This window comes from Thermincola sp. GK-1 (assembly GCF_059412445.1).
Genome location: NZ_JBSQAT010000010.1, coordinates 40,544 through 54,289 on the forward strand (window position 1 = coordinate 40,544; position 13,746 = coordinate 54,289).

The following is a 13,746-nucleotide window of genomic DNA, read 5'->3' on the forward strand; positions in this document are numbered from 1 at the left end:
AAATGTTTCTCTGTGTACCGTAAGTCATAACTTATTGTTTTACCACCATAGTGCTAATAGAACTGCGAAAGTTGAAATGTTTATTAAGTCTGAAGGAGGCGTACGTACAAATGCAGGAAAAGTTAAAATACTTGAATTCGTCTCAGGTAGCCGGGTTTTTGGCCCGGGTGAGACGGGAAAAACCGCTTATTCACCATATTACTAACTACGTTACGGCTAATGATTGCGCCAACATTACTCTGCATACAGGCGGCTTGCCGGTTATGGCCCATGCCTTCGACGAGGTGGAAGAAATGGTGGAAGCGGCCAGGACCTTGGTTTTGAACATCGGAACCCTTCAACCCGACCAGGTAGCGGCTATGATCAAAGCGGGTAAAAAGGCGAACCGGCTGGGAATCCCTGTTTTACTGGATCCTGTCGGTGCCGGAGCCACCAAACTGCGCACCGAATCGGCCAGGAAAATCCTCAGCGAAGTAAAAGTATCTGTTGTTAAAGGAAATTATGCGGAAATAGCTATTTTGGCAGGTACCGAAGCCGAAATCAGGGGTGTTGACGCGGCAGGGACGGTAGAGGATATAGACCGGATAGCCAGGGAATTTGCCGCCGCCAGAGATGTTACCGTCGTAGTCACCGGAGTTACTGACATCGTTACTGACGGCCGGACCGGCTATAAAATAAGTAACGGGCATGAGCTTATGGGTACTATAACAGGTACGGGTTGCATGGCCGGTTCTGTTATCGGCTGTTTCCTGGCCCTGCAAGATAGCCCGGTTCATGAGGCTGCAGCGGCGCTGATCTGCTACGGAATAGCAGGCGAAATTGCCGCCGGAAGGGCTGACGTATACGGACCGGCAAGTTTTAGGACGGCATTTTTCGACAGCTTATATAACCTGCAGGAAAAACAGATTAGCCGGATGGCTAAGTTTGCGGCTTATTAATAAACCAAAATGAATACAGCAAAAAGGTCTGGTTGAGCTTTAAGCCAGTACAGGGTATAATAGGTTAAGAATTGATTTTATGGGAGATTTCATATGAAAATTGCTGAAATTGGAGAATTCGGTCTTATTAAACGGATTAGTTCTAATCTGGAATTCCGGCGTCAGGGATTGATCATGGGTATCGGCGATGATACGGCGGTTTTCCGCCCCGGCGAGGGTAAATGGCTGCTGATGACCACTGATATGCTGGTAGAAGGAATTCATTTTTCCGGGCACTTTGCGTCTTATGAACAGATTGGCTGGAAGGCAGTTGTGGTCAATGTCAGTGATATTGCGGCTATGGGGGGGATTCCTGCTTGTGCCACTGTATCCATAGGGATTCCTCCACAGTTGGAATTGGAGGCCGTTGAAGAGATTTACCGGGGCATGAGGAAAGCTGCCCGTACATACGAATTGAATATAGTTGGAGGAGACACGGTGAAATGCCCTCCCTTATTGGTTATTAATGTAACTCTGGTGGGCGAGGCCGATGAGGGAAAAGTGATATACCGGTCCGGGGCTGCTCCCGGCGACATAATATGTGTAACAGGTCCTCTGGGAGGTTCGGCTGCGGGGTTGCAGCTACTGCTGAACAGGGATTTGGAATGTCCGGAGGAAGCCCGGCGGGAGGCCCTTTCTTTCCACCTGGAGCCCCAAGCCAGGGTAAAAGAGGGCTTGCTTCTTAGTAGCGAAGGTCTGGCCACCTCTATGAACGACATCAGTGATGGGTTGGCCAGTGAGCTGCATGAGATATCCCAGGCCAGCAATACCGGTTTTGTGATAGACTACGATTTAATACCCATTGCAGATGCCACCAAGGAGGTAGCCAAGAGCTGCGGGACAGACCCTGTTCATTGGGCCCTCTATGGGGGCGAAGATTTTGAACTGGTTTTTACTGTAAAACCCAGAGCTTTGGAAAAAGTGGAGCGTTTATTTGCAAAGTGTGGTTTTTCGTTATACAGAATTGGCCATGTTACAGAGAAAGAAAAAGGATATCTGATGAGGGGCGGTCCTGGGGGAGAAATGCAAATATCTCCCCGGGGTTATAACCATTTTACAGAATAAGTTTTTGGTCCATAATACAAATATGGCGAACAGAAAGGTGTTTTCGGGTGGTTATCTTTAGCAAAAGTCCTGAAGAGACATATAAAATAGCGGAAGCATTAAGCCGGCATGTGCGTCCCGGTGATGTTATCTGCCTGCAGGGGGATTTGGGAGCAGGCAAAACCCATTTTGCCCAGGGTTTTGCCCGGGGATTGGGTATTGAGGAACATGTTACCAGTCCTACCTTTACTTTGATTAATGAATATACCGGCAGGCTGCCGTTTTACCATATTGACGCATACCGTCTGGAAGACCCCGACGAAGGGTACGAACTGGGGCTCGAAGAGTATTTTTATGGGTCCGGGGTTACCTTAATAGAATGGCCTTCGAAAATAAAAGAATTGCTGCCGGAGGCTTATCTGGAAATTGCTATAGAGAAGGAAACGGCGGACGAATATCGGCGCAAGTTAACTTTTCGGGCCAGAGGCGAAAGGTATAGCAACCTGATGCAGGAGTTGAAAACTGGATGTATGTGTTAGGAATCGATACAGCCACAAAAGTGGCTGGGGCGGCTATTGTTAAAGACGGCCGGATCATATCCGAACGGTTTATTCACAACAAACTCACCCATTCCCAGGTCTTATTGCCCATGGTGGACCAGGTAATCGCAGATGCCGGGATTACAGTGCATGAACTTGGGGGAATTGCTGTTACAGGCGGTCCGGGGTCTTTTACGGGGTTGAGAATAGGGATGGCTTTTGCAAAAACACTGGCTCAAGTGCTGCAAATTCCTGTTACCGGGGTATCCACATTACAAGTTTTGGCCGCAAATGTTTTGCATTTTGAAGGGCTTATTTGCCCGATTTTGGATGCCCGCAAGCAGGAAGTATATACATGCATTTATCGCTGTTCCGGCGGGAAATTGCATATTATTGAAGAAGCGAGAGCCATGAGCATAGAAAACCTTGTGGAGAAACTTAACGGCACAGAAGGTTCCGTTATTTTTTTGGGTGACGGTGTGCCCGTATATTTTGAAAAGATACAAGCTATACTGGGCGGGCGGGCCGTTCAAGCCAATCAATTGAACCTTTATACGAGGGCCGGGGCCGTTGCCCTTTTAGGCGCTGAGGAATTCCGCCGTGGTGAAATCAAGGGCTTAACGGAAATAAATCCGGTGTATCTCAGGCGTTCTGAGGCGGAAATCACCTGGGAGAAAAGAAGAGGGGAAGCAGAAAATGAAAAGGCTTGCTGCCATGACTTGCGCTCACTTGGATGAAGTATTGGCTATTGAAAGGGTATCTTTTCCCACGCCATGGACGAAGGCGGCTTTCACCCATGAAATAATGAACAATGAATTTGCCTGTTACATAGTGGCTCTGGATGGTAATAAAGTTATCGGTTATTGCGGCATGTGGGTTATAGTGGATGAGGCTCATATTACTACTTTGGCCGTACATCCCGATTACCGCCGCCAGGGTATTGCCCGGGAAATGCTTAAGGAAATGTGTAACGAGGCCCTCTACCGGGGTTGCCGGAGAATGACCCTGGAAGTCCGTCTTTCTAATCATGGAGCCATCAAGCTTTATGAAAAAGTGGGTTTTGTGTCTTGCGGCCTGCGCCCAGGTTATTATACAGATACTAAAGAAGACGCCATTATCATGTGGAAAGATAATCTGAAAGAGGTTTAACTTTCTGGCGTAGTTGTTCGGAAAAGAATCTGTCTCGGTTAAGGTGAAAAGGCATGGAGAAAATCATACTGGCCCTGGAGACATCTTGTGATGAAACTTCGGCTGCCGTATTAAAGAACGGAAATATTGTATTGTCCAATATCATTTCTTCACAAATACCTGTACATCAAAAATTTGGCGGGGTTGTACCGGAAATTGCATCTCGCAAACATGTGGAAATTATAAACGGAGTTATCGCCGAGGCACTGGAAAAAGCCGGTATTACTTTTCGGGATATTGATGCAGTGGCCGTTACTTATGGCCCCGGTCTGGTAGGGGCGCTCCTAGTGGGCGTAACAGCGGCGAAGGCTGTGGCTTATGCTTTAAATGTTCCGTTGATTGGTGTCAATCACATTGAAGGACATATTTATGCCAATTTCCTGGTGGAACCCGGCTTATCTTTTCCCTTTTTATGCCTGGTAGTATCCGGTGGGCATACAGAGTTGGTTTTGCTAAAAGACCACGGTGTTTATGAGGTAATTGGAAGAACACGGGACGATGCTGCCGGGGAAGCCTTTGATAAAGTGGCCCGGGCTTTGGGGTTGGGTTATCCTGGCGGTCCCCTGATAGATAAGTTGGCAGCGGCGGGGAACCCGGCTGCCGTGGAATTTCCGCGCGCTTACCTGGAAAACTATGATTTCAGCTTCAGCGGCCTGAAATCGTCGGTATTAAACTACTTAAACAGGGCTGCCCAAAAAGGCGAAAAGATAAACAAAGCCGACCTGGCTGCCAGTTTTCAGCGGGCTGTAACCGATGTACTTATTGACAAAACGGTCATGGCGGCCCGCGAGCTGGGTGTAAAAACAGTCGTTATGGCCGGTGGGGTGGCCGCTAATAAGCAGTTGCGCGAAGGGCTGAAAAAAAGACTCCAGGAACAGGGCATTAGTTTTTTCCAGCCGCCGATCGAATTGTGTACCGATAACGCAGCTATGATAGGATGTGCAGGATATTATAAGCTTTTGCGACAACAGATAGCGCCACTGACATTAAATGCCGTACCGGGTCTAAAATTGGGCCGGGAAACCTATTAAATATAGAAATTTCCGACAGTTTAAAAGCCGAGCCTTTTTTAGAACACCTGTTTTGTGGATGACATTATCCTGTGGATAATGTGGATAACACTGTTAATAACTTGATATGTAAAGGTTTTGTTATGTGCAAAAAATTTTTACCAATTTTTTAACAAAAGCTGTGGGTTTTGTGGATAACCGGTTGAAACAGCCAAAAAAGCCCCTAAAGTATGTGGATAACCCTGTGGAAATTGTGGATTTGTTCAAAAAATCTGATTTTGTTTATAAATTCGATAGAGTACTCTTTAAAACGACAAGGATAAGGTATTAAATACCAACTGTATTTGATATGAATTGCTAAGTAAACCCATTTTTATCAACATAACATTATATTTATTATTTACTGAAGGGAGTCAAACAAACTTGCGTCCGATATTATTCAAGTTAGGGGCCTTTTCCATTTATTCCTGGGGGTTGATGTTAAGTATAGCGGTATTGATCGGAACCTATCTGACGATAAGGTGGGCGAAGGAGTACAACATATCAGCCGATACGATCATTGATTTGGTTATTTACCTGGTTGTAGGCGGGCTGATAGGGGGCAGGCTGTTTTATGTATTTGTTTATGACCCCTCGTATTATTTGTCCCATCCGTTAGAAGTATTTTTCCTCTGGCGCGGAGGTCTTGTCTACTATGGCGCTTTGGCCGGAGGGTTTTTGACGGGAATTTGGTATATTCGGAAAAAAAAGCTGCCTTTTTGGCAACTGGCTGATGTGGTGACTCCGGCTTTGGCTCTGGGTTACGGTATAGTGCGCATTGGCTGTTTTTTAAACGGATGTTGTTATGGAAAGCCGACTAATTCAATATGGGGAGTTATTTTTCCCCACCTCGATAATCTGTACCGCTACCCTACTCAACTGTATTCTTCGGCTTTTGGGATGGGTATGTTCCTGTTTTTGCTCTGGTTTAAAAAAAGAAAAACCTTCGACGGTCAGATGTTTCTTCTTTTTCTAATTATTTACGGAATTGAACGGATCATAGTCGAGGCTTTTCGGGAAAACCTGCTTATTTGGGGTCCAATAACTGTCTCCCAGCTTATCAGTGCCTTCGTCATACTGATTGCCGGAATTTTCTATTACCGTAAAGCGCGGGTGAACGTAAATGAAACCCGCCATTGACCGGCTTTTGCTGCATTCAGTAAATGCGGCCAATATACTTCCGCTTACTTCTGTCTGCAATGTCAGATGCGTTTTTTGCAGCAATCCACAGAATCCACCCGATTTGGAAACTTATAACATGCCCCCTTTGAGTTTGGAGAAACTTGCAGAGTTGCTTGAATTTATAGATCCGACCCAAAAAATAGTGATCGGGGAGTCGGTGACCCGTTTAAATGAGGGTGAGCCCCTGACTCACCCCTATTTTAAATCGGTAATAAGGCTCATTAGAAGCAGGTTCCCGGAAACGCCTGTCCAGATAACGACAAACGGCATCTTATTAACAGACGAGGTACTTGCAGTTTTAGAAAATGCCGGTAATGTGGAACTAAACATTTCCCTAAACAGCGTTTCTCACGAAAAACGTTGGTTGCTCATGAGAGATAGTTCCGAACAGCGGGTGGTGGCAAATCTTGCCCGGTTGCGGCAGGCGCGGGTGACTTTTCACGGAAGTGTGGTGGCTGTTCCACACCTGACGGGGTGGGATGATTTACGGGATACTATTGCGGCATTGGCTGAAACGGGTGCCTTATCAACACGGGTATTTTTGCCTGGATATACCCGATGGGGAAAAGAAAAAGCAAACTTTAAGGAATCCCTTTGGGAAGAAGTGCATAGTTTCATTAATAAACTGAGAACTGAATTTAAGATGCCTATTTCCTATGAACCCCCTATATTGGAAGATCTCTGTGCTCAGGTAGAAGGGATTTTTCCAGGTTCTCCCGCTGAAAAAGCGGGTTTACGGATAGGCGACCGGATAATTTCTGTCAATGGCAGTCCGGTTATTTCTCGGGTAGACGCTTTTCACCGCATTAAGGAAAGCGGCGGCAAAGTAACTCTGATCCTGCAAAGGAATAACTGGAGTTTTAGTACCTGCCTTGTGAAGAAACCGGGCGAGGCTCCGGGGATTTTAATGAGTTATGATGTGGACCAGGCATTACTGCAGGAATTGGTGCACAGGAGCCGGCGGAAAGGATATAAAAAGGTTTTGCTTCTGGTTTCGTCTCTCGGGAAAAAGGTGATGGAAAAAGGGATACAGGCTTTGCAACAGGAGACGGAATTCGTTGTCAGGGAAACACCCAACCGTTACTTGGGGGGAACCATTAAAGCGGCGGGACTGCTTGTTTTGGAAGATTTTATACAGGCGCTGAAGGAAGAAAAAGGGTTGGCCGGTCAATACGACGCTGTTTTCCTTCCTGCTGTTGCCTTCGATGTATGGGGCCGGGACTTACGAGGCTGCCATTATATGGACCTGGCCCGGAACTGTCCCATAAAATTGGAATTAGTTTAAAAATGAAAAAAATGTATTACATTAAGAATATTTTCTTATTTGGAGCAGGATAATTGCTTAGTATGTTGAAATAAAACTAAATTTTATTTTTAAAATTATTCATTAAATTGTTGATAAAATTTTGTTGTAAAGGAGAGTTGAGACGAGTGTTACACCCGGAGATTGAAACCATGTCAAGAGAAGGTATTCGGGAACTACAGGGTATACGTTTGCAGGAAACTGTTCGGCGTGTTTACGAAAACGTGCCTTTTTACCAAAAGGCTTTTCGGGAAATAGGTTTGGAACCCGGCGATATCAAAAGTGTGGATGATTTAAGCAAATTACCTTTTACTGTTAAACAGGACTTAAGGGATAATTATCCATTTGATCTGTTTGCGGTACCTAAATCCGAACTGGTACGGGTACACGCTTCTTCCGGAACTACCGGTAAGCCGATTGTGGTAGGTTATACCCAAAATGACATTAATAACTGGGCAGACCTGATGGCCCGTTGTTTTGCCATGGCGGGAGCTACAAAAGATGATACGGTGCAAATTGCTTACGGCTATGGATTATTTACCGGCGGTCTTGGCTGTCATTATGGGGCTGAAAGACTGGGGGCTACAGTTGTCCCCATTTCCGGTGGGAATACCAAGCGGCAGTTAATGCTCATGCAGGATTTCGGCACGACAGTTTTGGCTTGTACGCCTTCTTATGCTCTCTATTTAGCTGAAGAGGCTGTCCATATGGGTATTGATTTACCGGCCAGTCAGCTGCGGATCGGGGTCTTTGGCGCGGAACCCTGGTCCGATAACATGCGCAAGGAACTGGAAAACAAGATGGGGATTGATGCTTATAACATATATGGACTGAGCGAAGTAATTGGGCCCGGCGTTTCTATGGAATGCCAGTGCAAAAACGGGATGCATATCAATGAAGATTACTTTATTGCCGAGGTGGTGGATCCCGAGACTTTGGAGCCGCTCCCATACGGACAGAAAGGTGAACTTGTATTTACTTCTTTGCTTAAGGAAGCCTTTCCTGTTATCAGGTACAGGACCAGAGACATTTCGGTATTAATTGAAGAAAAATGTGACTGCGGTCGGACTTTTGTTCGCATGGAGAGGGTAGCAGGCAGAACCGATGATATGCTTATCATCCGCGGTGTCAACGTATTTCCGTCGCAAATTGAAAGTGTGTTGTTGGCTATTGGCGAGACAGAGCCCCATTACCAGCTGGTTGTAGACCGGAAAGGAGCAATGGATGACCTGGAAATCTGGGTTGAGGTATCTGATAAGATGTTCTCCGATGAAATTAGACGACTGGAAGAATTGGAGCGCAAACTGCGCAACGAAATTCAGAGCGTCTTGGGAATTTCCGCCAAGATTAAGCTGGTTGAGCCCAGAACCATTCCTAGAAGCGAAGGTAAGGCAAAACGCATAGTGGATAAAAGGGAGTTATAATCAACAAAGGGATTCAGCTTTGGTTAAGAGAGTTTTTAATTAAACCCGGCCAAAATAACTTTGTAAGGAGGGATTTATATGAAAGTTAAGCAAATTTCGGTGTTCCTGGAAAACAAGTCCGGTAGATTGGCGAATGTGACTGAAATATTGGGGCGGAACAACATCAATATAAGAGCGCTATCCATTGCTGATACATCCGATTTTGGAATTCTTCGCCTGATTGTGAACAAACCTGATGAGGCTTATGCTTGTCTTAAGAAGGCCGGTTTTACAGTCAGCGCTACGGAAGTAATTGCTGTAGAAGTTCAGGATCATCCCGGCGGTTTGGCTGCTGTGTTGAAAATATTGGATGCCCGTGGCATAAATATTGAATATCTTTACGCTTTTCTGGAAAAATCTTCCGATGCCGCGCTTGTGGTGTTCAGGGTTGAGCAGATTGATGAAGCTATCAAAGTATTAGGGGAGAACGCTATTAATGTTCTCAAGGGTGAAGATGTTTATAAACTATAATGGTTAAAAATCAAGTAAAATGGGCCTATATGGCCCGTTTTTCATGAGCGCAGTACTATTTTCGTTGTAAATTCTGCACTTTTATGTTATTATATGCATAGATTTAAAAGAAAACCAAGGGGGGAAGCGGTTTTGAAAAAAAACGCGCCTATGTGGATTATGGTTGGAATCGTTGTTCTCCTGGCTGGTTTCCTTGGTTTTAAAGCCTTTCAAGAAAAGACAAGTCCTCAGCCTCCGGTGCAGGCGAATTTTCCTCCCAAAGGCGGAGAGAAACAAACTACAGACCCATCACAGGAAATAAAAGAGGTAAAACAGGAGAGGAAAAAATCAAAAATTCCCGAAACCGACCCCGAACAGGGAGAAATCTTTGTAGAAGGTGAAGTAAAAGCCGTTGACGTGGAGAAACGCATTTTGACCATTGACCAGCATATGGATGACAACAGTGTCAGCATTACACCTAATGTAGCGGTTGCCAAAGATGCGATCATCCAAAATAAGGAGAGCGATGTTACTTTGGGGGAAATAAAGGTCGGGGACATTGTTGGCATGATTTTAACCAAAGACAGGCAAGCAAGAGCTGTGTTAGTCAACTTTTAGCCTTCAGGAAGTGAGATGATTAACTTGGAGTCCTATGGAATAGGACTTTTTTTATTGCTATAGGCCGAAAGTCCCGGTCCCGGTCAGACTGGGACAGGAGCATCATTTTCGGGGGGAACGGATATGGTAGAGAGGGAATTACTGTAAGCTGTCGAATATCATTAAAAAATATCAAAATTAAGTTGAAGATTTTTTCGAAAAAGGCAAACCTGTCGAAAGGCGGGGACGCAAAGCTGCGGGTCTAAGGAATTAGTGGCCGGTCCACTACTCTATGACAGTCGGGCTGCCGAAGAAGGATATGAGCGTCAGTATGCCTGTCTTCCGGTGCCGGAGACGGGCTTTTTTTGGGAGGTGAACCGATGACTGTATCATTCCTAATAAGGCATGGAGTGGCATGTGTCTTGGGAACCTTTGCCTGGTGGTATTTTTACTCGGCGGAAAATATTTTTTATCCACCATGGCTGGGAGTCATCGTTGCTGCTTTTGTAATTACTCTGGTTGTTGTGATCATTTCGGGGAACGAATTGCTCATCTTTGCAATTACCGGTTTTTATTTCCTGATTTTATTTCCTGATTCGGCCACTGCTTTCAATGACCTGCTGCCTGTTCTTGGCGGGATCGTAGCCGGGACGGCTCTTTGGAAGATCCTTTGAGTTGGACCTTAATTATTCTCATAAAGTCGGGGAGGCTAAATGTTTTCCGGATTTAACCTCCCCTTAATTTTTTCGATGGCGGGGCTTTCTCCGCAATGCAAGTTTTTTATATAAAGATTGTTAATTAATTTAATAGTAAGATTTTATTTAATAGCTATTTGCTTAGCAGGATAATTTTGAACGGCCCTAGAATATGTCGAATGTTAGGTATAAAGTGAGGTAGACAGGCATAGTTATGATTTAGAAGTGCCGGACTTGTCTAGGGAAATGGAAAATAAACGCTAGGAAAAGTTGAAAAAATCAGAATTTTATAGGAGGAGAATTATCTTTGAAACGCGAATTAAGAAAGAAGATTATCGCTGACAGGATGGCCATGTCGAATGAAGAAGTCACCAGGAAAAGTCAGAAAATTGCTAAAAGACTCGAGGATTTGCCTGAGTACAGGGAAGCCGAGTTAATCATGTTTTATATAGACTTTCGGAATGAGGTGCAGACGGGAGACCTGATTAAACGGGCTTTAGCCCGGGGGAAACGAGTTGTTGTGCCGATAACTGTACGTGAAACTTCTACCTTAATTCCTTCGGAAATAAAGGATTTTCCCGGTGATTTGACAAACAGTACTTGGGGGATTTTGGAACCCCAAAAAGAATGTATTCGTCCCGTAGACCCTTCGGAAATTGACGTTGTCATTGTTCCAGGGGTTTCATTTGATACTAGGGGGAACCGGATGGGCTATGGGGGAGGTTTTTATGACAGGTTCCTCCCGAGAACCAAACCCGACGCCACGCATATTGCTTTGGCTTTTGAATTGCAAATGAGGGATAATGTCTATCCGGAAGAGCACGATCAACCTGTTCATTATGTAATCACAGAAGAACGGGTTATCAAATGTTTTAATTAAAGAAAAAACGGAAGGAGGGAAACAGAATGTGCTGCTGTGAAAAGAAGGATCCTAAGCAGGAAGCATTAGAAGCTTTGTTGGCTAAGTATAAAGGGCAAAAAGGTGCTCTGATCCCTGTACTTCAGCAGACTCAGGACATTTACGGGTACCTGCCCAAGGAAGCCCTGCAACAAATTTCCAGAGAACTGAAAATTCCGCTCAGCGAAATATTTGGTGTATGTACTTTCTATGCCCAGTTCCATTTGAGTCCGCGGGGGCGCAATATTATACGCGTTTGTTTGGGAACTGCCTGCCATGTACGTGGGGGCGCCAAAATTTTTGAACGCGTACAGCAGGAGTTAGGTATTAAGGATGGCGAAACTACGGAGGACCTGCGCTTTACCATTGAATCCGTAGCCTGTATAGGAGCTTGTGGCTTGGCTCCCGTCATCATGGTAAACGATGATACACACGGTCGGTTGACACCGGACCAAATACCCGATATATTGGCCCAATATGAATAGAAGGGGGGGGTTACATGATTTCCTTAGCAGAAAAGAGAAAAGAATATCAAAACAGATTGGCTGAAAAGGCCAAGAAAACTGTTATCGTGGTAGGTATGGGTACATGTGGTATAGCTGCCGGAGGAGATAAAGTATGGCAGGCTTTGGAAAACGCAGTTAAAAACAAAAACCTTGACATAGAACTGGTTTACAGTGGTTGTATCGGTTTATGCTATGTAGAACCGATTATGGAAGTGCATAGACCGGATATGCCAAGGGTTATTTATGGTAATGTTAATGGGGAAACAGCATTAAAAATCCTGGAAGAGCATGCTTTAAACGGAAAAGTTGTCAGTGACTTGGCGGTGGCCCAGGATCCCAAGGAAGGGAAAACCGTCCTACCTGAGATTCCTATATTAAACGAAATGCCTTTCTATAAAAAACAGGTAAAAACGGCCATAGCCAACTGTGGCATTATCAATCCCGACAGTATAGAGGAGTATATTGCTTATGGCGGATACGAAGCGCTGGAAAAAGTTCTTTCCAGCATGAGCCAGACCCAGGTAATTGAAGAGGTTAAAAAATCAGGGCTGAGGGGTCGCGGCGGCGGCGGTTTCCCCACCGGTTTAAAGTGGGAGTTTGCTTACAAATCACCGGGAGACAAAAAATACGTTATTTGTAACGCTGATGAGGGAGACCCGGGTGCTTTTATGGACCGCAGTGTTCTTGAAGGAGACCCGCATGCTGTGCTTGAAGGAATGGCTATTTGCGGTTATGCCATTGGTGCTGATGAAGGCTATATTTACGTACGGGCTGAGTACCCACTGGCTATTAAGCGGCTGGAAAATGCCATTGCCCAGGCTGAGAAAGCAGGGCTGCTAGGTGAAAACATCCTGGGATCCGGCTTTAATTTCAAGCTGAGGATTAAGGCTGGCGCCGGCGCCTTCGTATGCGGTGAAGAAACAGCTTTAATCAATTCTATTGAAGGCAAGCGCGGCATGCCCAGGGTACGGCCTCCGTTCCCTGCCCAGTCCGGTTTGTGGAATAAGCCAACTAACAACAACAACGTAGAAACCTATGCCAACATTCCCGGTATTATCCGCAAAGGCGCTGATTGGTTTGCCGGCATGGGTACGGAAAAGAGCAAAGGCTCTAAGGTCTTTGCCCTGACCGGTAAAGTAAACAGAACCGGTCTGGCCGAAGTGCCGATTGGAATTACCATCAGGGAAATCATTTTCGATATCGCCGGTGGCATTCAAAACAACAAGAAGTTTAAAGCTGTGCAGATCGGCGGTCCGTCGGGCGGATGTATTCCTGAAGAATACCTGGATACACCGGTGGATTATGACTCATTAACTGCCCTTGGGGCTATGATGGGTTCCGGTGGCCTGGTTGTTATGGATGAGACTACCTGTATGGTTGACGTGGCGAGATTTTTCCTGAACTTTACCCAGAAGGAATCCTGTGGTAAGTGCACGCCCTGCCGTGAAGGTACTAAGCGGATGCTGGAGATATTGAACCGTATATGTGACGGAAAGGGTAAACCGGAAGATATAGATACCCTTGAACGCTTAAGCAATGTAATTAAATCGACAGCCCTTTGTGGTTTGGGACAATCAGCGCCCAACCCTGTGCTGGCTACTCTCCGCTATTTCCGTAACGAATACGAAGACCATATCCATAACAAGAAGTGTACCGCCGGGGTTTGTACCGCATTACTGGAATATAAAATTGATCCCGATAAATGTAAAGGCTGCGGCGCTTGTAAGAAGGTTTGCCCCGTGGGCGCTATTTCCGGGGAGAAGAAAGAAGCCCATGAAATTGATGCGGGCAAGTGTATTAAGTGCGGCAGTTGTATAGAGAAGTGTAAGTTTGACGCGATTATTAAGGGTTAAGC

At 45.5% G+C, this 13,746-nt stretch carries 15 protein-coding genes and 1 riboswitch; all 15 genes read left to right on the forward strand.

Translation table 11 applies throughout. The features are described 5' to 3' along the window. The first annotated feature begins 110 nt into the window (after positions 1 to 110). The 15 genes from thiM to nuoF all read left to right on the forward strand — a co-directional run bounded on the left by thiM (position 111) and on the right by nuoF (position 13,744). On the forward strand, positions 111 to 938 hold the full coding sequence (thiM, locus tag ACSNJE_RS10540) for a hydroxyethylthiazole kinase (RefSeq protein ID WP_052217633.1): 828 nt from the start codon (positions 111 to 113) through the stop codon (positions 936 to 938). A 93-nt stretch (positions 939 to 1,031) separates the two neighbouring features. Then, the gene (thiL, locus tag ACSNJE_RS10545; protein WP_052217636.1) at positions 1,032 to 2,042 is read left to right on the forward strand and encodes a thiamine-phosphate kinase; all 1,011 of its coding nucleotides are present in this window, start codon (positions 1,032 to 1,034) and stop codon (positions 2,040 to 2,042) included. Between the two features lie 47 nt (positions 2,043 to 2,089). Then, entirely contained in the window at positions 2,090 to 2,560 is a 471-nt protein-coding gene (tsaE, locus tag ACSNJE_RS10550; protein ID WP_013119616.1) for a tRNA (adenosine(37)-N6)-threonylcarbamoyltransferase complex ATPase subunit type 1 TsaE, read from the forward strand. Then, a complete protein-coding gene (gene tsaB / locus ACSNJE_RS10555) occupies positions 2,548 to 3,297 on the forward strand; it encodes a tRNA (adenosine(37)-N6)-threonylcarbamoyltransferase complex dimerization subunit type 1 TsaB (RefSeq protein WP_083436836.1) in 750 nt (249 codons plus the stop codon). The genes tsaE and tsaB overlap by 13 nt, the downstream gene beginning before the upstream one ends. After that, positions 3,257 to 3,709 carry a ribosomal protein S18-alanine N-acetyltransferase gene (gene rimI / locus ACSNJE_RS10560; protein WP_052217638.1) on the forward strand — a complete coding sequence of 151 codons (453 nt, stop codon included), beginning with the start codon at positions 3,257 to 3,259 and terminating at the stop codon, positions 3,707 to 3,709. The genes tsaB and rimI overlap by 41 nt, the downstream gene beginning before the upstream one ends. Positions 3,710 to 3,762: 53 nt before the next feature. Then, positions 3,763 to 4,779, forward strand: coding sequence for a tRNA (adenosine(37)-N6)-threonylcarbamoyltransferase complex transferase subunit TsaD (gene tsaD / locus ACSNJE_RS10565; protein ID WP_013119619.1), 1,017 nt, complete (start codon positions 3,763 to 3,765; stop codon positions 4,777 to 4,779). Positions 4,780 to 5,181: 402 nt separating this feature from the next. Next, the gene (lgt, locus tag ACSNJE_RS10570) at positions 5,182 to 5,937 is read left to right on the forward strand and encodes a prolipoprotein diacylglyceryl transferase (protein ID WP_013119621.1); all 756 of its coding nucleotides are present in this window, start codon (positions 5,182 to 5,184) and stop codon (positions 5,935 to 5,937) included. Then, entirely contained in the window at positions 5,921 to 7,264 is a 1,344-nt protein-coding gene (locus ACSNJE_RS10575; protein WP_495252631.1) for a DUF512 domain-containing protein, read from the forward strand. Before lgt ends, ACSNJE_RS10575 begins: the two co-directional genes overlap by 17 nt. Positions 7,265 to 7,434: 170 nt before the next feature. After that, positions 7,435 to 8,706 carry a phenylacetate--CoA ligase family protein gene (locus ACSNJE_RS10580; RefSeq protein ID WP_461568346.1) on the forward strand — a complete coding sequence of 424 codons (1,272 nt, stop codon included), beginning with the start codon at positions 7,435 to 7,437 and terminating at the stop codon, positions 8,704 to 8,706. 78 nt (positions 8,707 to 8,784) lie between these two features. Beyond that, on the forward strand, positions 8,785 to 9,216 hold the full coding sequence (locus ACSNJE_RS10585) for an ACT domain-containing protein (RefSeq protein ID WP_013119624.1): 432 nt from the start codon (positions 8,785 to 8,787) through the stop codon (positions 9,214 to 9,216). Positions 9,217 to 9,348: 132 nt separating this feature from the next. Then, positions 9,349 to 9,813, forward strand: coding sequence for a hypothetical protein (locus ACSNJE_RS10590; RefSeq protein WP_052217645.1), 465 nt, complete (start codon positions 9,349 to 9,351; stop codon positions 9,811 to 9,813). 192 nt (positions 9,814 to 10,005) lie between these two features. Beyond that, positions 10,006 to 10,104, forward strand: a riboswitch (cyclic di-GMP riboswitch). Between the two features lie 68 nt (positions 10,105 to 10,172). Continuing rightward, positions 10,173 to 10,466, forward strand: a complete 294-nt coding sequence (locus ACSNJE_RS10595) for a hypothetical protein (RefSeq protein WP_013119626.1) — start codon at positions 10,173 to 10,175, stop codon at positions 10,464 to 10,466. A 328-nt stretch (positions 10,467 to 10,794) separates the two neighbouring features. Beyond that, positions 10,795 to 11,367, forward strand: a complete 573-nt coding sequence (locus ACSNJE_RS10600; protein ID WP_495252632.1) for a 5-formyltetrahydrofolate cyclo-ligase — start codon at positions 10,795 to 10,797, stop codon at positions 11,365 to 11,367. Between the two features lie 26 nt (positions 11,368 to 11,393). Next, a complete protein-coding gene (nuoE, locus tag ACSNJE_RS10605; RefSeq protein ID WP_052217647.1) occupies positions 11,394 to 11,870 on the forward strand; it encodes an NADH-quinone oxidoreductase subunit NuoE in 477 nt (158 codons plus the stop codon). Positions 11,871 to 11,884: 14 nt separating this feature from the next. Then, positions 11,885 to 13,744 carry an NADH-quinone oxidoreductase subunit NuoF gene (nuoF, locus tag ACSNJE_RS10610; RefSeq protein WP_474773623.1) on the forward strand — a complete coding sequence of 620 codons (1,860 nt, stop codon included), beginning with the start codon at positions 11,885 to 11,887 and terminating at the stop codon, positions 13,742 to 13,744. The last annotated feature ends 2 nt before the right edge of the window (positions 13,745 to 13,746 follow it).